At 29.1% G+C, this 18,217-nt stretch carries 16 protein-coding genes and 1 pseudogene; 3 read left to right on the top strand and 14 right to left on the bottom strand.

The window, feature by feature from the left end; genetic code table 11:
- Window positions 1-114 precede the first annotated feature (114 nt).
- The 7 genes and pseudogenes from NNC19_RS12095 to NNC19_RS12065 all read right to left on the bottom strand — a co-directional run.
- Window positions 115-1,350, bottom strand: coding sequence for a U32 family peptidase (locus NNC19_RS12095; RefSeq protein WP_310938955.1), 1,236 nt, complete (start codon window positions 1,348-1,350; stop codon window positions 115-117).
- A gap of 127 nt (window positions 1,351-1,477) precedes the next feature.
- A complete protein-coding gene (locus NNC19_RS12090; protein ID WP_310938915.1) occupies window positions 1,478-3,154 on the bottom strand; it encodes a GH3 auxin-responsive promoter family protein in 1,677 nt (558 codons plus the stop codon).
- 66 nt (window positions 3,155-3,220) lie between these two features.
- Entirely contained in the window at window positions 3,221-4,141 is a 921-nt protein-coding gene (locus NNC19_RS12085; RefSeq protein ID WP_310938914.1) for a CorA family divalent cation transporter, read from the bottom strand.
- 165 nt (window positions 4,142-4,306) lie between these two features.
- Window positions 4,307-5,935, bottom strand: coding sequence for an FAD-dependent oxidoreductase (locus tag NNC19_RS12080; RefSeq protein ID WP_310938954.1), 1,629 nt, complete (start codon window positions 5,933-5,935; stop codon window positions 4,307-4,309).
- A 282-nt stretch (window positions 5,936-6,217) separates the two neighbouring features.
- A complete protein-coding gene (gene fsa / locus NNC19_RS12075) occupies window positions 6,218-6,868 on the bottom strand; it encodes a fructose-6-phosphate aldolase (protein ID WP_310938913.1) in 651 nt (216 codons plus the stop codon).
- Window positions 6,869-6,911: 43 nt separating this feature from the next.
- A complete protein-coding gene (locus NNC19_RS12070) occupies window positions 6,912-7,841 on the bottom strand; it encodes a transketolase family protein (protein WP_310938912.1) in 930 nt (309 codons plus the stop codon).
- Between the two features lie 13 nt (window positions 7,842-7,854).
- Window positions 7,855-8,670, bottom strand: a pseudogene (locus NNC19_RS12065) (transketolase); the annotation flags it as partial.
- A gap of 230 nt (window positions 8,671-8,900) precedes the next feature.
- Between NNC19_RS12065 and NNC19_RS12060 the strand changes: the two are divergent.
- Both NNC19_RS12060 and rpe read left to right on the top strand, forming a co-directional pair.
- A complete protein-coding gene (locus NNC19_RS12060; protein WP_310938911.1) occupies window positions 8,901-9,875 on the top strand; it encodes a sugar-binding transcriptional regulator in 975 nt (324 codons plus the stop codon).
- 18 nt (window positions 9,876-9,893) lie between these two features.
- On the top strand, window positions 9,894-10,538 hold the full coding sequence (gene rpe / locus NNC19_RS12055) for a ribulose-phosphate 3-epimerase (RefSeq protein ID WP_310938910.1): 645 nt from the start codon (window positions 9,894-9,896) through the stop codon (window positions 10,536-10,538).
- A gap of 44 nt (window positions 10,539-10,582) precedes the next feature.
- Here the strand turns inward: rpe and NNC19_RS12050 are convergent, their stop codons facing one another.
- From NNC19_RS12050 to ulaG, 7 genes are all read right to left on the bottom strand, one after another.
- Complete coding sequence (locus NNC19_RS12050) at window positions 10,583-11,437, bottom strand: L-ribulose-5-phosphate 3-epimerase (RefSeq protein WP_310938909.1); 855 nt, start codon at window positions 11,435-11,437, stop codon at window positions 10,583-10,585.
- 14 nt (window positions 11,438-11,451) lie between these two features.
- Complete coding sequence (araD, locus tag NNC19_RS12045) at window positions 11,452-12,153, bottom strand: L-ribulose-5-phosphate 4-epimerase (RefSeq protein ID WP_310938908.1); 702 nt, start codon at window positions 12,151-12,153, stop codon at window positions 11,452-11,454.
- Between the two features lie 56 nt (window positions 12,154-12,209).
- Window positions 12,210-13,238: a hypothetical protein gene (locus NNC19_RS12040; RefSeq protein ID WP_310938907.1), complete on the bottom strand. Its 1,029-nt coding sequence runs from the start codon at window positions 13,236-13,238 to the stop codon at window positions 12,210-12,212.
- Window positions 13,239-13,379: 141 nt separating this feature from the next.
- Window positions 13,380-13,673 carry a PTS sugar transporter subunit IIB gene (locus NNC19_RS12035; RefSeq protein ID WP_310938906.1) on the bottom strand — a complete coding sequence of 98 codons (294 nt, stop codon included), beginning with the start codon at window positions 13,671-13,673 and terminating at the stop codon, window positions 13,380-13,382.
- 96 nt (window positions 13,674-13,769) lie between these two features.
- The gene (locus NNC19_RS12030) at window positions 13,770-15,224 is read right to left on the bottom strand and encodes a PTS ascorbate transporter subunit IIC (RefSeq protein WP_310938905.1); all 1,455 of its coding nucleotides are present in this window, start codon (window positions 15,222-15,224) and stop codon (window positions 13,770-13,772) included.
- Window positions 15,225-15,374: 150 nt separating this feature from the next.
- Entirely contained in the window at window positions 15,375-15,809 is a 435-nt protein-coding gene (locus NNC19_RS12025; RefSeq protein WP_310938904.1) for a PTS sugar transporter subunit IIA, read from the bottom strand.
- Between the two features lie 31 nt (window positions 15,810-15,840).
- Window positions 15,841-16,905, bottom strand: coding sequence for an L-ascorbate 6-phosphate lactonase (ulaG, locus tag NNC19_RS12020; protein ID WP_310938903.1), 1,065 nt, complete (start codon window positions 16,903-16,905; stop codon window positions 15,841-15,843).
- 414 nt (window positions 16,906-17,319) lie between these two features.
- Between ulaG and NNC19_RS12015 the strand changes: the two genes are divergently transcribed.
- Window positions 17,320-18,132 carry a DeoR/GlpR family DNA-binding transcription regulator gene (locus NNC19_RS12015; RefSeq protein ID WP_310938902.1) on the top strand — a complete coding sequence of 271 codons (813 nt, stop codon included), beginning with the start codon at window positions 17,320-17,322 and terminating at the stop codon, window positions 18,130-18,132.
- The last annotated feature ends 85 nt before the right edge of the window (window positions 18,133-18,217 follow it).

Genomic DNA, 18,217 nt, shown 5'->3' with positions numbered 1-18,217 from the left:
ATTAATATACTATACTAATCTTTTAATTTTGTACATTTTTTTGAATATTTTTTACAAATTATTTCAATCATAGAAAAATTAAGAGTTTAAAGCTTCAACTTTAAACTCTTAATTTTATATTAATTCTTTTCTAATAAAACTATTTTTCTCAACTTTGAATGGTATTTTAATTTTACACATCATTCCTGGATGTGGACAAGATTCTATATTTTCTCCATCTTCATTATATAAGTTTTCAACAACAAACGATTCTCCTACTGAATTTGGAGATAATATTTCAACTCTATCTCCCAATACAAACTTATTTCTTTGCCTACATAGAGCAATTTGATTTTCTTCATCATATTCATGAACAATAGCTACCACATCATATTCTCTAACATGATCATTAGTATTATATATTATTCCTTCAGTTTTAGGCTCATTAAAGAAAAATCCTGTATGATATTCCCTATGACTTACTTTATACATTTCATCAAATAATACCTTTGGCAATTCATAATTTTCAGGATTACTGTAATACAAATCTATAGCTTTTCTATATGCATTTACAATTATAGCTACATAATATTCACTTTTATTTCTTCCCTCAATTTTTAACGATGTTATTCCTGCCTCCATAAGTTCTGGAATATACTCAATCATACATAAATCTTTTGAATTCATAATATATGTTCCATGTGAATCCTCTTCTATTGGAAAATATTCATTTTCTCTCTTTTGCTCCATTAAAGAATATTTCCATCTACAAGATTGTGCACATGATCCTCTATTAGAATCTCTGCTTGCCATGTAACTTGAAAGCAAGCATCTTCCAGAGTAAGAGATACACATTGATCCATGTACAAATACTTCAAGTTCTAACTCTGCTGAAATATTTTCACGTATTTCTTTAATCTCTTTAAGGGAACATTCTCTAGCTAAAACAACACGTTCTGCTCCAAGACTTTCCCACATATTACATGCTTCATAGTTAACTGTATTGGCTTGTGTGCTTATATGTATTGGCAAATTACTATATTTCTTTACCATTGAAAATACTCCAAGATCTGATACTAAAACAGCATCAATACCTATTTCCTCAAGTTTTTTTAAAAACTCTGGAAGTTTATCTAGTTCTTCATTTCTTGGCATTACATTTATCGTACAATACATCTTCTTCCCTAAATTATGAGCTATTTTAACTCCTTCTTTCATATCTTCATATGAAAAGTTTTTAGCTGCTGCTCTTAGAGAAAAAAGTTCTCCACCAAAATAAACAGCATCTGCACCATATTGAAATGCTATTTTTAATTTTTCTAAACTTCCTGCTGGAGCTAAAAGTTCTGGCTTTTTAAATTTACTCTTCATCATTTATTCATCCTTTTATCATTTAGATTATTGTTTGTTTTTATACTATATATAATGTTCTAACTTATATACTTATTTTTTACATATTATATATTAAACTAACGGTAATATAATTGCAAAAGTAACTTTAACTATATCTATTTTTATCTAAAATATCTAATATATTTTTATTATTAATTATTACCCTTGGAATCTTAATTTGATTTTTAGATACACCTTTTTTAATTAGAAATTCTCTTATTAAATTAAATGTTTTTGGATATAAAATCACTACCTTAACCATTCCTAATTTATTATTGTTTCTAGCTCTATCATACGCTAAATTTGAATTTCTAAGTTCCCTATCTAAAATATCTTCTAATATTTTTTTTGAAGGTTGTGTTCTATTCTTAAATTCAAAATAAAATATATATCTACCAGGAGTAATTGAATTATCTGGCTCAGTAGTGTAATCTACTATATTTAAATCTAATTCCTTCATTGTATTTCTTATTGAACTTGTTAAGTGTTCTTCATTGGTTTTTTCAGCTACCATATTTAAAACTTGATTTTTTCTATATAAAAATTCAATTTCTGGAGAATTATTATAAAATCCAACTACTTTAACAACATCTCCTATTCTATATCTATATAATCCATTATAACTTGTAACAACTACCTCATATTTTTCACCTAATTTTAATTCATCTAAACAAAAGGTTGATGTGAACTTTTTATCTGAATCCTTACTTGGAATAAATTCATAAAATGCAGTATCAGGAACAAGTACATATCTTATTTTATCTACATAGGGATTAATTCCAATCATAGCTTCAGTTGCACCATAGGCTGGTGAGTATATAGGTAATGAATCAGTATAATAATTTACTTTATCATTATAGATTGAAAAATTACCTCCCGTTACTGTACTAATATAAGCAACCCTTGGCCATATTCTCTTACATATACCTTTAAAGCCTTTATCAAACTCTTCTTTTAATTTATCTGCTCTACTAGTATCTGGAGTTAAATATTTTTTCAATTTACTCCTTATGCTTTCATCTATATTTAACTTCTTATTAATCTCGCCCTTTCTTATATCAATGACTAACTCCTCATGTCTTTCTTCCAGAACTCTAAATAAATCTAAAACACTTGAAACAAAAACACCACTTATATATAGGAGTCCTATTTCCTCTAATGCAAATAAAAGATGCAAATATATTGAAGCATCTTTATCTTTTATTTCCATAACTTCTATTGGGGAAGTGTATAAATAAGAATATATACTTTTTATTCCTTTCATTCCACCTGAAGTAGCAGAACAAATAGGAATCCCTCCTTTAGTATAAGTTGTCATAACCATATCTGATATCATTAATCCTTTTCCATAATTCCACTTATCTTTGAAATTGTCATATGAAAATCTAATAATAAGTAATGCCATATATTTTGCAACAACTTGTCTACTTCTCTTTGTACATGGAATTAGCTTTTGCTTTCCTGTAGTTCCTGATGTATGTCCAAAGTACAGTATATCATCGCTAGTTAATATATTCTTTTCTCCATTAGCCATTCTTTCTATATAATTATCATAATCTTTATATTCACTTATTGGGACCTTTCTTTTAAAGTTGTCTATAGACTTTATATTTTGAAATCCATACTTAATTCCAATTTCACTTTTAGAATTTGATTTTAATATCTTCTGTAAAATTTCTTCATTAACATTTCTAGAATCCTTTGTTATTTTATTAAAGTTATTTTTAAGTTTTCCTCCAGCAATAATAGCAAATTTATAAAGTGCTTTGCTTATTAAACTCATACATATACCTTCTAAATATTTCTCTTCAATAAAATGTATGATAAAATTTTATATTTATTTCTAAGCCTAGAACCATTTTTTCTTTTTAAAATAAATTACAGAAATTAAAACTATAATTATACTTACACAAATCAATATAGGATAACTATACGGATAATCAACTTCTGGCATTTTTAAATTCATTCCATACCATCCAACAATTAATGTGAGAGGTAAAAATATAGTTGTTACTACAGTAAATACTTTCATTAAATTATTTTGATTTATATCCACTTGTGCTTGATAAGCTTCTCTAACTTGACTCACATAATCTCTTAAGTTAATTACATTAGAATATAATCTATTAACCCTATTTGTAAGCATTCTAAACGATTTAATAGTTTTTTTGTCTATTAATCCATTTTCATTTTCTTCTATTCCTTCTGCTATATTGCAAAATTGCTCATAATATCTTTTAAGTTTTAATAGTTTTTTTCTTAATATCATTATTTCTTTAAGGCATTCATTATTAATTGAATTAAAAAGTCCTTCTTCTAATTCAGAAATTTCCTCTTCTATATTTTCTAGGACATATGTATCTTCAACTGTAAGTTTATCAAGGAAAAGATCAAGAACTCTACCTATGCTTAAAATATTTTTATTTCCTTCAAAGAGATTTCCTATATATTTAGTAATTATTTCTTCATCATTACAAATAAACATCAAAATATTACTATTAAAATAAATGCAAACTCTCTCTGCATCACTTAATGGATTATTCATATCAGGAATCATTAATGCCATATAATCAAATCCAAAATGACTTTCAAATTTTGATGTTATCCCATTAATGCATTGTGATACTAATTCCTTATCCATTCCAATCTTGTCACTTACATTATCTAATTCTTTAAAATTACAAATGTAAATATATTTATTGTTTTTATCACTATTAAAGTTATCCCAACTATCTTTTTGCAAAATATTATCCTTTAAACTATATATCATTCTTATCACCTAATTTTTATTATGTTTTATTAGAAATAGTATCATAAAAGCTTGTTTAAAACAACATTAGTAAAAAATAAAAAATCCTTTATCACCGCTTTAGCTATATATGATAAAAGATTCTTTAAATATTAATTTTATATATTTATAATAATTCTTCTACACCTATTTAATAGATTTACAATACGTTGTAATTTCATTAGCTACCTTCATTCCAGTATTTACTGCTCCCTCTATCCATCCATGTGTTAAAGATATATGTTCTCCAGCAAAGTATATTCTATTATTATATTCAGGTATTGACATTGAATATGAAAAGTTAGCTTGTTGTTCAGGAGTAAAATAACAAAATGCTCCATAAAATCCTTCCTCTGTATTCCATTGAACAGTTTTATGCATTTCTACAATTTTATCAAGATATCCTCTTTGAAATCCATGTACAGCTTCTAGTTGTCTCTTTATTTCTTCAAACCGTATTGTATCATCTAAATTTCCTAAACGTGTAGCATCTTGTCCAATGCTATAGGACGCAACCAAAGCCCCTGGCTCCATATATGAATTATTATTTTTACTATTTATTAATTCATGATATCCTGGATACCAAATAGTCTGAATTGGCAAATCTGTAACTGATCCTCCCCCAACTATTTTTTCTTCTACACCACCTCTTTCCCAAAAACGCTCATTACACATAAAAATTGTTTTTTGAGATGAAACATAATTAACTTCTTTAATTGCTTGCATTTTTCCATTACTAAACATAGGATATATACGTATATTGCGAAGACTAGAAAAAGGAATTGCACAGATAATAAAATCAAAATCTTGAAATAGAACTTGTGATGTTATTTTATCTTTATACTCAAGAGTAACTTTATTATTTTTTTTATATATTCCTGTTACAGTTTTCCCACTTTTCAAATCTACATTTCCTAAATATTTTTTATCAATGTTAGGATACTCCTTTGGATTTTTTGACATTAAGGAATAATAAAATGAAAGAGGTAAATTGGTTGCTCCTCCAACAATTTCATATCTAAATGCAGAATCTACAGTATACTCTTCCTGAAGATTTTCATAGTAACTGTTATAATAAAATGCACCTAAGAAAGGGATAATTCCTGAAACTAATTCAATAGCCCCCTTACTCACTTCCATTTCTTCAAGAACCCTGCGTATTCCAAGTCTTCCATAACACTCAATAGAGTGTGAATATTTCTTTTTTACTTGTAATATCTCTTTTCTTACCGATGTCTCTAATTTGTAAATATTACTCCCTAATGAATTTCCTAAAATCTTTTGCCATGGTGTATTTTGTTCTTTTGGAGTTAATTGAAATTCAGGATAAATATTTCTCATCACACTTTTACCTTCTGGATCGTTCCTAGCATGTTTATTTCTTATATATATTATTCCATTTTTATTGCTCTGAATAAAGGGTCTTGTCCTTAATCTAAAAAGATTAATATAGTGCCATGTAGTTTCATGAATAACTGGAATACGCATAGCCCCAAATTCTCCATAATATCTTTTCTCTCTATCAAAATAATAGGTGTAAACCCTACCACCAATACGATTTTTTTGAGTTTCAAAAATTGTAATGTCAAAACCAAGTTTTCTAAGTTCAAAAGCAGAACTTAATCCTGCAAGACCTCCTCCAATTATTCCAACTTTAATTCCTCTAAATTCTCCAGGATTTCCAATTGTGGTGATATCTTTTGGTGGACTTAAAAGTTCTATAATATTATTATAATCTTCATTACGTTTTACTTCATCTAGTGCTATTTTTATCATAGTATGTCTTTCTAAATCTGTAGGATTATCTGGCTGATCATATCTGAGAAAATTGAGCAATAAATTCACCCCTTTTGCTTATAATATCTGGTAATTCATTATATGATAAGTATATTGCTACATTTTTAGAATCATACTAGCTTTCTCATTAATCCCTTAAAATAAAATATCAAAAAATTAATGCAATTCTAACCAAACTAAAACTGCTATTACAAAATATAAATTTACATTTAATTTTGTAATAGCAGTTTATAATTTATAGAAATGAATTTGTCTAACTATTTAATTGTTACCAAAAGCTTTATCATAATCTGCTAAAAACTTTTCAATACCTTGGTCTGTTAATGTGTGTTTAGTCATCTGAATTATAACACTATATGGAATAGTTGCAATATGTGATCCTGCCATAGCAACATCAAGTACATGCATTGGATTTCTTACACTTGCTGATATTATTTCAGTTTTAATATCATGTACTTTAAATATTGCTACAATTTGCTTTATTATATCTATACCTGGATTTCCTATATCATCTAATCTTCCTAAAAATGGACTTACATATGTAGCTCCAGCTCTTGCTGCTAATAATGCTTGAAGTGGTGAAAAGATTAACGTTACATTTGTCTTTATTCCTTCTCTTGATAGCACACTTACTGCCTTTAATCCTTCTTCACACATTGGTATTTTAATCACTATATTTTTATGTAATTTTACTAGTTCCCTTGCTTCTACTATCATTTTCTCTGATTCTAGACTAATAACTTCTGCACTTATTGGTCCATCAACTATTGAACAAATTTCTTCAACTACTTCTTTTAAATCTCTTCCTTCTTTAGCTATTAATGATGGATTTGTTGTAACTCCAGCTAATACTCCTAATTTGCTCGCTTCTCTAATTTCTTCAACATTGGCAGTATCAATAAATATTTTCATTTTATTCACTCCTCGTTTTAATCTATATTTCTAAATTAAATTTCTATTTTGCTATGGTTTCTTTTACTACTCTAACTATTTCATCATCTGTTAATTTGTATTTCTCCATTAATTCATCTGGTGTTCCTGATTCACCAAAAACATCTTTAATACCTATCTTTTTTACTGTTGTTGGATGTTTATCACACACTAAACTAGAAACTATAGCCCCAAGTCCACCAATTATTGAATGTTCTTCTGCAGTTACTATAGCCTTAGTTTCCCTAGCAGCTTTTAAAATTATTTCTTCATCAATTGGCTTAATTGTTGAGATATTTATTACTCTTGCACTTATATTTTCTTTTTCTAATTTTTCTGCTGCCTTAATAGCTTTTTGAACCATCATACCTGTAGCTATTATTGCTACATCATTTCCTGATTTAATTTCTACACCTTTACCAATTTCAAATTTATAGTTATCATCGAATATATCTTCTGTATTACATCTTCCAAATCTTAAATACACAGGCCCTTTAATTTCAGCAGCTGCATAAACAGCTGCCATTGCTTCTTTATGATCTGCTGGTACTATTACTGTCATATTTGGTAGTGCACTCATTAGCGCAATATCTTCAATTGATTGATGTGAACCCCCATCTTCACCTACAGTTATTCCTGCATGAGTTGCTGCAATTTTCACATTCATTTTTGGATAACATATTGAATTTCTTATAACTTCAAAAGCTCTTCCTGTTGCAAACACTGCAAATGTACTTGCAAATGGTATCTTCCCAACATTGGCTAATCCTGCTGCTACTCCCATTAAATTTTGTTCAGCTATTCCTATATTAAAAAATCTATCACTAAATTTTGATTTAAAATCATTTGTTTTTGTAGACTTTGAAAGGTCTGCATCTAAAACCACAATATCTTCATTCCTATGTCCTAGTTCAACTAATGCCATACCATATGATTCTCTTGTTGCTTTGCCCATAATTAAATTCCTCCTATTTACAAATATCTTCTATTGCTTTTTCTTTTTGTTCTAAATTAGGCGCTTGCCCATGCCATCCTGCTTGATTTTCCATAAAACTTACTCCTTTACCTTTTACAGTTTTAGCAATAATAACTACAGGAGCATTTTGTGCCTTATCCGCTTCATAAAAGGCTTTATTCAATTCTTCAAAATCATGTCCATCACATTCAATTACTTTCCATCCAAAACTTCTCCATTTTTCATCTAATGGACTTATTCCCATAACCTCTTCGTTTTTTCCATCAATTTGGAATCCATTATGGTCAATTATTGCAACTAGATTATTTAATTTATAATGAGCTGCACACATTGCTGCTTCCCATACTAAACCTTCTTGAAGCTCTCCATCTCCTAAAACAACATAAACTTTTGAATCTTTATTCTTTAATTTTAATCCTAACGCCATTCCTACAGCATTTGAAATTCCTTGACCTAATGATCCAGTAGATACATCTACTCCTGGAATATTTTTGGCATCAGGATGCCCTTGAAGTAAAGCTCCTATCTTTCTTAACTTTATTAGCTCATCTTTACTAAAGAAACCTTTCTCTGCTAAAGTTGCATAAAGTGCAGGAGCTGCATGACCCTTACTTAATACAAATCTATCTCTATTATCCTTTTGAGGTTCGTTTACATCAACCCTCATTTTTTCAAAATATAAATAGGTAATGATATCTGTACATGATAGAGCTCCACCTGGATGTCCTGACTTAGCCTCATATATCATTTCAATAATACTCTTTCTAATCTCTTTTGACTTATTAAACAGAACTTCTTTATCCATTCTTTTAACCTCCTGCTTTTATAATAAATTCTTATTTATAACCTTAGGTTTTTCTTCTTGCCTAAATATTATCATATGTTTTCGAGTTAAACAACTTTTTCTCATCTTTTGCACATTTGTTCATTTTCTTTTTCTAATACAACTATTTTTATTGAAAAAAATCTATTTGTTTAATATAATTGTATTAACATTTGTTCAAAATTTTATTTTTTTCTCAACGCGAGGTGATACTAATGAAAGATTATGACAATTTAAATGAAAATGAAAAATTATTTCTTTTATCTGAAGTTGCTAGTTTATATTACAACCACAATATGACTCAATCTGAAATTGCAAGTAGAATCTTTACTTCTCGATCCAAAATTTCAAGACTTTTGAAAGAAGCTAAAGATAAGGGAATAGTTCAAATTAACATAAATGAACCTTGGGAAAGATCTATTGATTTAGAAGACCAAATCATGAGTATGTTTCATCTAAAAGATATTAGAGTACTCAACACCAAGAATTCTTTAGATGATGAAATTCCTTCCAAACTAGGGAGACTTGGAGCATATTACTTAGAAAATATTATAGATAAAAATACTATACTTGGAGTTTCTTGGGGGAAAACTATTTCTAACACTATAAATTTTTTAAATAATAGCAAAAACATACCATTAACAGTGGTTCAAATTATGGGGGCAGCTTCTAAGAACAATCCTGAAATAGATGCAATAGATTTAACTAGGAGAATTGCTCAAACTTATGGTGGAAAATATCATTATTTATATGCACCACTTTATGTTGAGGATATAAGTTCTAAAGAAACATTAATTAAAGATCCAATAATAGCTGATACTTTAAACTTAGCTAAACATTCAAATATTGTACTTACTGGGCTTGGTACTGTTGATAATGAATCTGAAACAACATTATGGCGTGGTTACCTTAATAGCTATACAAGGCATCATCTTCAATCAAAAGGCGCTGTAGGTCATATCTGTGCACATTTTATTGATATGAATGGAAATAAAATTGATCTTGATATTGATAAAAAGTTAATTGGGCTTGACCTAGACGATTTAAAAAATATCGAAAATGTAATCTGTATAGCTAGTGGTGAAAATAAATCTAAAGCACTTTTAGGCGCTTTAAGAGGTGGTTACATAAAAACCTTAATAACTGATGATAAAACAATACTCAAACTACTTCAATATAAAAATATTTAATAAAAAGGAGTTTTAACTATGACAAAAATTTTACCTTCTGTACTATCTGCTGATTTTTTGAATCTAGGTTCTCAAATACAAGAACTTGAAAAAAATAATATACAAACAATTCATATAGATATAATGGATGGCCAATTTGTTCCTAATATTTCTTTTGGTTTTCCAATACTTCAAGCAATACGATCTTCAACAAATTTAACTTTAGATGTACATCTTATGATTAATAATCCAGGTAATTTTATTAAGGAATTTGTAGATTATGGTGCAGACATCATCACAGTACACTATGAAGGAAATTACCACTTACATAGATTAATACAACAAATAAAATCTTATAATATTAAAGCAGGTATAGCAATAAATCCAGCTACTCCAGTAAGTTCACTAAAACACATAATTCATGATATAGATTTAATTCTAGTTATGGGTGTTAACCCTGGATTTGGTGGTCAATCTCTTATTCCATTCACATTAAATAAAATCCAAGAACTTTATTTACTTAGAAAAGAACTAAATTTGTCTTTTAATATTAGTGTTGATGGCGGTGTTAAATCTAACAATTATAAAGAACTAGTAAAAGCTAGAGCTGATTTATTAGTTGTTGGATCTGATGTATTTAAAAACAATGATATTACAAAAAATATAAATGCATTTCTAAAATAATACAATGACTGTAGATAATTATTTTTCTACAGTCATTTTTTATACTATTTAATCTCTTCTAATGCCTCATTAAAGTTTTTATCCATAAACTTTCTTGCATCTATTATTACATCTTTCCAGTTATCATTTCCAACATACCAAAATTCTGCAACATATTTTCTTACCCCAATTAACCATGCAGTTTTAATCATTTCTTTAAAGTCAACATGCCCTGTTCCAAAAGGAATTTCCCTAAACTTGCCTGGAACAGTTTCCTTTAAATGCATTGCACTAATATGCCCCTCACCAATTTTTAAATCATCCAATACATTTTTATTATACATAACTGCTGCATTTTTTATATTTCCACAGTCTGGATAAACTTGAAGATATGGTGATTTTATTTCATTTACATAATACATTGCTTTTTCTACTGTATTCATAAATTCTGTTTCCATTGTTTCAAAAGCTAAAATTACTCCTTTTTTTCCTGCAATTTGAACACTTTTAGCTAAATTCTTTTTGAACAACTCTCTAGTTTCTTCTGTTGATTCTTCATAATATACATCATAACCTGCAATTTGAATTATTCTAACCCCTAAATCACAAGCTAAATCAATTGCCTTCTCCATTATTTCTAATCCACGATTTCTAACATTTTCATCACTACTACCTAAAGGATATTTCCTATGCCCACTAAGGCACATAGTTCTTATAGGAAGTCCTGTTTCCATCATCGCCTTAACAATTTCAAGCCTTTCTTCTTTTGACATATCTAACCTACTAAGTTTCTCATCTGTTTCATCCACACTTATCTCAAGAAAATCAAAACCTGCTTCCTTAGCATATAATAACTTTTCTCTCCAGGTTAACTCAATAGGCATTGACTTTTCATAAAGTCCTAACATATATTCCTTCATAATAATCACCTGCCTTATTCTTTATTTTTTTGTCCATAATAAGCATTTGGTCCATGTTTTCTCATAAAGTGCTTATTTAATAACATTTGTGGCATTGAATCTACTGAAGAATTTGTAATTAGTTCTGTGTTAAAAGCCATCATTGCTACTTCTTCTAGTACAACTGCATTATGTACAGCATCAAAAGCATCCTTTCCCCAAGTGAAAGGTCCATGATTTTTTACTAATATAGCTGGCATATGATCTGGATTTATATCTTTAAAAGTTTCAGTTATTACAACTCCAGTATTATGTTCATAATCATTTTCTATTTCCTTTTTTGTCATATCTCTAGTACAAGGAATTTGTCCATAGAAATAATCAGCCTGAGTTGTTCCATAAGCATTTATACCTTTACCTGCTTGGGCAAAAATTGTTGCCCATCTAGAATGAGTATGAACCACTCCACCTATATTTTTAAAATCATTATATAATTTAACATGTGTTGCTGTATCAGAAGAAGGATTCAATTTTCCTTCAACTACCTTACCTTCAAGATCTACTACCACCATATCATCAGCAGTCATATCGTCATATTCAACACCTGAAGGCTTAATAATTATAAGTCCAGACTCTCTATCAATTGCTGAAACATTCCCCCAAGTAAATGTTATTAATTTATATTTTGGAAGAAGCATATTTGCTTCATAAACTTTTTTCTTTAAATCTTCTAACATACTATTCACTCCACTCTACAAATTTCTAAACTGTCTGTTTAGAAAAATAATTAAATTTACGCTTTTGTTACTTTATACACTGCCGCTTTATTTTCTGTATGATTAGCTGATACTATCAAATCACAGTCTTCCAAATTTATTACTGCCACATTAGCTGGACCAGCACCCTTTTCTATAATTGTTTCTTTGCATTTTCCATCAACCCATTGTACATAGAACAATTCAGCATCTTTACGTCTTACACCACCAACAAAGGTTGGTACACCACAAAGCGTTGTTCCTACTAAAGTATGAGCGAAGTCAATTTCATATGGATATACATAAATTTCAGTATATTTTCCATCAATAAGTTTATAAATTTTTATTGAATTTCCATGAAAAGGTTCAATTGTCATTAACTCATCTTCACCATCACTATCTAAATCACACCAAGCAACTTCACCAATTTGGCCACTCATTAGCTGCTTAACTTCCCATTCCTTATCCTTATAAGGAATAATCTCAAATACTCCTTCATCTGAGCCAATAGTTCCTTGAGGCTTTCCATTTACCATATGACGTGTGTATCCATGATTTTTAAACAATCCATTCTTAAGAACTTTAAGTTCCAATCCATCAGTTGGTACTTGTGATAATTTAGCATAATAAATTGTTCCTGGATGGCTCCAGTCATCTTTTGAAGCTTTTTCATCAGCTATAGTTGCACATATAACATAAATTTCTCCATCAACATCCCAAACATCAAACCGATGTAAATATGGCAACTTCACAACTGTCTCAGTCACCCATTCTCCATCTACTAAATGTCCCCATACTAATTGAGCACTGCTTGGAGTTTCTTTTAAATAAAAATCTCTAACAGCTAAGAACTCATTTTGACGATTTGGAATAGGAATGATTGACATACAACCTCCACCGTTCTCCCAAACAGTATGGCGATAATTAAAATCTTTACCACTATAAGAATAACAAGGATATCCTTTTTCTTCAGAAGCCACTAATAAATGTAATTCCCCATCAATTTCAATTGAACTTGCTGAATATGCACGATACATTTCATCTAAATTCTTTTTTTCTATCTTCATATCTACATTCACCTCAATAATTACTTTAATTTATACTATAAAAAACAATATTATTTAAATTTCATTCAAAAAGAAATAACTTACCATATTAAATTTGTAGGATTTATTAAAACCCATCTGTGTTTTAACAAATCCTACAAATTATTTTTTATCAACTATATTTTCAACTATCTTCTGTTCAATTTCTTGTTCTGACAAAAGATTTTTAAGTCCAATAATTATTGTTCCTGTTTTTTCAGCTTGAGCAAAATTATTTTTAAGAGCTTCTGAACAAAATACTACGTCATAATTTGACGCTTGTGTTTTAGCTTCCCCTACACTACTATGGTGTATTTGCACCTCTATATTAAGTTTTTTAAATATTTTCTCAATCTTCATTTTTATTATTTGACTTGATCCCATTCCATTTCCACATGCTGCGATTACTTTTAACATAACTCTATACCTCCAAATTTTTTTATTTAAGAACTAAGATTTAATAAATAACTAAACCTTAGTTCTGTATGTATTAATTAAATATAATTTTTAATCTTATTCTTTAACCATATCTTTTGCATATGCTTCATAATCCTCAGTAACTGAGAAATAATGCTTTTTATTTTTCATATATTGAAGTTGTGGTATAGCAAGCATTAATATAATAGCTACTCCTACTCCTATATATCCACCATATTTCATCATCACCCCAACTACTGGCCATACTGTATCCCAGTCAAAGTTTCCATGCCATCCACCATATTGTGCTGTTTGGAAGAAATATGCCGCAAAAGCTCCTCCTGCAACTTGAATCATACCTGAAATAAACGGAATAATCATGGCTGCCTTTAATCCGCCCCTCTTATTCGCATATACTGCAAATGTTGCATTATCAAAGAATACAGGAACGAATCCAGTAATTATTAATACTGGGCTTTTGAATACAACAAGACCTAATATTATAAGTAATTGTCCTAATGCTCCAAATATAAATCCTATTGTTATAGCATTTGCATGACCAAATCCATAAACTGCTGCACAATCAACAGCTGGAACTGAACCTGGTAATATTCTGTTTGAAATACCTTGGAATGATACTGTAAGTTCTGAAACGAACATTCTTACCCCAAGTTGTAATATACTTAAGTAAACTGCAAAGTTTAAGGATTTTTCCATTATATAGAATCCAAAATTTCTATTTGCTGCAAAACCTTTGTCTATTTCATGCATTAAATCTGATCCTAGTATTCCCATTATTACACCAAAGAAAATCATCATTAGAATACCTGTTGCGACAACGTTATCATTGAATATTGAAAGAAATCCTGGGAGTTTTAAATCTTCTATCTTCTTCCCTTTATTTCCAAACTTTTTAGCAACTTTATCTGTTAACCAAATACCAAACATTTGTTGATGTCCAATTGCAAATCCACCACCTTCAGTTAATTCTTGAGTTGCCTCAACTGTAAGGTTAGAGGAAATTGACCAATAAGTTCCAAGTAACAAGCCTAATAATATTACTGCTTTCATATCTGGAATACCAGGGAAACAGAACAATACCATCCATAAAGCTGTAGAAGATTGTTGAACCATTATATGGCCTGTTATAAATACTGTACGAACTTTAGTCCATTTTCTAAGTAATACTAAGATAATATTAAATATAAATGCTATAAGTAAAACTACCATCATAAGTGAAAATGATCTACCTGCTTTTTCTATAGCAGTTTGTGCTGCTGTTTGACCAAAGTATGGATCTATAACTGCTGCTGTTAAGTTGAATCTATCTTTAAGTCCTGCTAATATTGGTCTAAAGTTACTTACCAATCCACCTGCTGCAACATTCAATATTAAATAACCAACTGTTGCTTTTATGAACCCTGCTATAGCATCATAAAACGGTTTCTTTAAAAGCAAATAACCTATTAATACAATAAAACCTATGAAAAATGCCGGTTGAGTAAGGATATTTGTTTGGAAAAAGCTCCAAATTCCTAAAATAATGTCCATTTTTACACCCTCCAATATCTTTATTCTTATGTTGATTAAATATAAAGAGAGAGAATATATGCTTTTTAAAATAAATGCATATTTTTTTATTTCATCATTATTAAAAAGCACATATTTTTCTCAATGAATTCCCTTTTATTATTAACTTTTTTAAACTAAATCCTTGATGTCATCATAACAATGAGATTCTAACAATTTTTTAACTATTTCTTCATTTTCAATAAATCCAACTAACTGCATAAGATTATTCATGTGCTTTTCATTATCTGTTGACGCTAACACAAAAAACAACTGTGCATCATGTTCTGGATCATCACTGAAATGAACAGGTCTATCTGTTTTCATAAAACAGATTGCTGTATCTTTAACTCCTTTTCCTTCTTGAGCATGTGGTATACATATATTTGGTGCAATAACTATATAAGGCCCATGTTTTTTTACAGAACTTATAATTTCATCCACATACTCTGGAAGAGCTACTCCTTCTTCTATAAGAGGCTGAACTGCTGCTGCAACTGCATCCTCCCAATTATCAAAACCTTCATGAAATGAGTATCTTTTTTTCTCTAATAATTCTTTAAACATAATTCCCCCCCTTAAATTAAGATTTTTTTAATTATAGTAAAGACTTAAATGGTAAATCTGGTTCTATCGCAAATGCATCATGGAAACCTCTATCATGATGGTATTCCATATTATCTTTATCATTTGGATAAACAAATTTTCCGCCAACTTCCCATATAAATGGTTTAAATTGATATTTTAATCTATCTTTTTTCATATTCCATAATACAATGATTTCTTTTGGGTCAGCCATGAAATTAGTCCATATATCATGATGGAATGGAATAACTACTTTTGTATTTAAACATTCAGCCATTCTTAACATATCTACGGAAGTCATCTTATCAGTCATCCCTCTTGGATTTTCACCATATGACCCTAATGCAACATCTATCTTATGTTCATTTCCATGTTTCGCATAATAATTTGAATAATGAGAATCTCCACTATGGTATAGATTTCCTCCTGGAGTTTTAATTAAATAGTTTACTGCTAATCTATCCATATCTTGTGGCATTTTATCTTTTAAAATAACTCCTTGTGGTGCTGTAACAAGTTCAGTACGATCAAATGAATCAAGTGCTACTATTTCTGTATCTTTGATTTTTACAACATCACCTGGTTTTACTGCTATACATCTTTCAGCTGGAACTCCCCACTTTTTCCAAAGTTCTACACAAGCTTCTGGTCCTATAAATTTAACCTCTGATGAACAGTTTTGCATTACAGCTGCTGCAACATTTGCATCAATATGGTCACTATGATCATGAGTTGCTAAAATAGCATCTACTTCTTTGATTGCAAATGGATCAATTACACAAACTGAATTTCTTAAATTAGGTTGCATCGCTTTACAACCGATCATTCTTTGATGTTGATGCTGTGATTTCATTAATGGATTTGCTTTTGTCTTCTTTCCACTATTAACCCATAAATCTATACAAAAATTTGCATTTCCTTCAGATTTAACCCAAATACCCGTACATCCTAACCACCACATTGCAAATGTACCTGGTTTAACTACCTCTTGTTCAATTTCCTCATTTAGCCATGTACCCCATTCTGGGAATGTGCTTAATATCCAAGAATCCCTAGTGATTTCATCAATTTTTGACATTTGTGTTCCTCCTTAATTCTTCATAACATTATAGTTATTATTCCAACTTCATTTTTTTATTATACAAATTTGTCGAATTTTAAGAAAATTTAAAAACATTCATATAATTTGTTCTGTTATCGTTTTCTATACTATGATAATAAATCATTTTTGTTCACTTTGCAATAGTTTTTTTGAAAAAATTCATATTTTTTATCAAAAAAAGTTCAGAACGTTCATAAAACTTCCTTGCTTCTATTTTTTATGTTCTTTTCCCTTGACGAATCAATCGTCTTTTTACTTTTTATGATTGATTTATTGATTGTATACATATATAATATAATTAAAGAAACATTTAATTTAATGATTACAAAAAAGAACAAATGAACTTGCATTAAAATTTAAGATAAAATCTAGGAGGTTAAATAAATAATTATGAAAAAAAGCAATAGCTTAGTATCCAAAAGACAACAACTCATATTTCAAGATTTAAAGGATAATGGAACAGTAAAAATAGATGATCTTTCAAAAAAATTAGAAGTTTCTCCTATAACCATAAGAAGAGATTTGCAAATATTTGAAAAAAATGGAATAGTAGAGAAGTTCTATGGAGGTGCAAAACTTATATCAAAAGAATTAGACAATGACCCTTCATTTAATGACTCTAGTGAAGAATATTTATCACTTAAACACTCAATTGCTAAACGTGCTGCTGAATTAATTGAAGATGGAGATATAATATTTATAAATTCTAGCTCTACAGCACTCCTAATACTTGAATATCTAGAAGATAAGCATGTTACAATAGTCACCAATAATGGTAAGGCACTTCAATTACCACTCAGTCCAAATATAGATTTAATTTTGACTGGTGGCGAAGTTAGCAAAAAGAAGCTTTGTATGGTTGGAGATTATGCTACACAACTGCTATCCAAGATTACAGCTGATAAATGTTTTTTAGGCGTTAGTGGAATAAGTGCAAACTTAGGAATTAGCACATGTGTACTTCAAGAAACAACTATTAATTCAATGATGCTAAAAAAATGTAATGGTCCAACAATAATTTTAGCTGATAATTCAAAGATAGGTAAAAATCATAATTTTTTAGTTGGTGAAATTAATAGAATATCTTATTTAGTTACAGATTCAAATGCTGACGAAAAAGAAATTAAGCAGATAGAAAATAAAGGAATAAAAGTATTAAAAGTAAATAGTTCAAATGATAAACAGCAAAATACCGTATTCTAAAATACGGTATTTCAGAGTGTCGACAAAGTCGACACTCTTTCGTTTTTATAATAAAATATTCTTGGGTGATAAAAATGTTAACAAA

Source organism: Clostridium sp. SHJSY1, assembly GCF_031626875.1.
Taxonomy (GTDB): Bacteria; Bacillota; Clostridia; order Clostridiales; family Clostridiaceae; genus Clostridium.
This window is presented reverse-complemented; position numbering and strand designations above follow the sequence as displayed.

What these genes read in the sequence shown, in the direction of transcription:
- NNC19_RS12095 (WP_310938955.1), bottom strand. Translation starts at nt 1,350, where the DNA reads ATGAAGAGTAAATTTAAAAAGCCAGAACTTTTAGCTCCAGCAGGAAGT.
- NNC19_RS12090 (WP_310938915.1), bottom strand. Translation starts at nt 3,154, where the DNA reads ATGAGTTTAATAAGCAAAGCACTTTATAAATTTGCTATTATTGCTGGA.
- NNC19_RS12085 (WP_310938914.1), bottom strand. Translation starts at nt 4,141, where the DNA reads ATGATATATAGTTTAAAGGATAATATTTTGCAAAAAGATAGTTGGGAT.
- NNC19_RS12080 (WP_310938954.1), bottom strand. Translation starts at nt 5,935, where the DNA reads ATGATAAAAATAGCACTAGATGAAGTAAAACGTAATGAAGATTATAAT.
- fsa (WP_310938913.1), bottom strand. Translation starts at nt 6,868, where the DNA reads ATGAAAATATTTATTGATACTGCCAATGTTGAAGAAATTAGAGAAGCG.
- NNC19_RS12070 (WP_310938912.1), bottom strand. Translation starts at nt 7,841, where the DNA reads ATGGGCAAAGCAACAAGAGAATCATATGGTATGGCATTAGTTGAACTA.
- NNC19_RS12060 (WP_310938911.1), top strand. Translation starts at nt 8,901, where the DNA reads ATGAAAGATTATGACAATTTAAATGAAAATGAAAAATTATTTCTTTTA.
- rpe (WP_310938910.1), top strand. Translation starts at nt 9,894, where the DNA reads ATGACAAAAATTTTACCTTCTGTACTATCTGCTGATTTTTTGAATCTA.
- NNC19_RS12050 (WP_310938909.1), bottom strand. Translation starts at nt 11,437, where the DNA reads ATGAAGGAATATATGTTAGGACTTTATGAAAAGTCAATGCCTATTGAG.
- araD (WP_310938908.1), bottom strand. Translation starts at nt 12,153, where the DNA reads ATGTTAGAAGATTTAAAGAAAAAAGTTTATGAAGCAAATATGCTTCTT.
- NNC19_RS12040 (WP_310938907.1), bottom strand. Translation starts at nt 13,238, where the DNA reads ATGAAGATAGAAAAAAAGAATTTAGATGAAATGTATCGTGCATATTCA.
- NNC19_RS12035 (WP_310938906.1), bottom strand. Translation starts at nt 13,673, where the DNA reads ATGTTAAAAGTAATCGCAGCATGTGGAAATGGAATGGGATCAAGTCAA.
- NNC19_RS12030 (WP_310938905.1), bottom strand. Translation starts at nt 15,224, where the DNA reads ATGGACATTATTTTAGGAATTTGGAGCTTTTTCCAAACAAATATCCTT.
- NNC19_RS12025 (WP_310938904.1), bottom strand. Translation starts at nt 15,809, where the DNA reads ATGTTTAAAGAATTATTAGAGAAAAAAAGATACTCATTTCATGAAGGT.
- ulaG (WP_310938903.1), bottom strand. Translation starts at nt 16,905, where the DNA reads ATGTCAAAAATTGATGAAATCACTAGGGATTCTTGGATATTAAGCACA.
- NNC19_RS12015 (WP_310938902.1), top strand. Translation starts at nt 17,320, where the DNA reads ATGAAAAAAAGCAATAGCTTAGTATCCAAAAGACAACAACTCATATTT.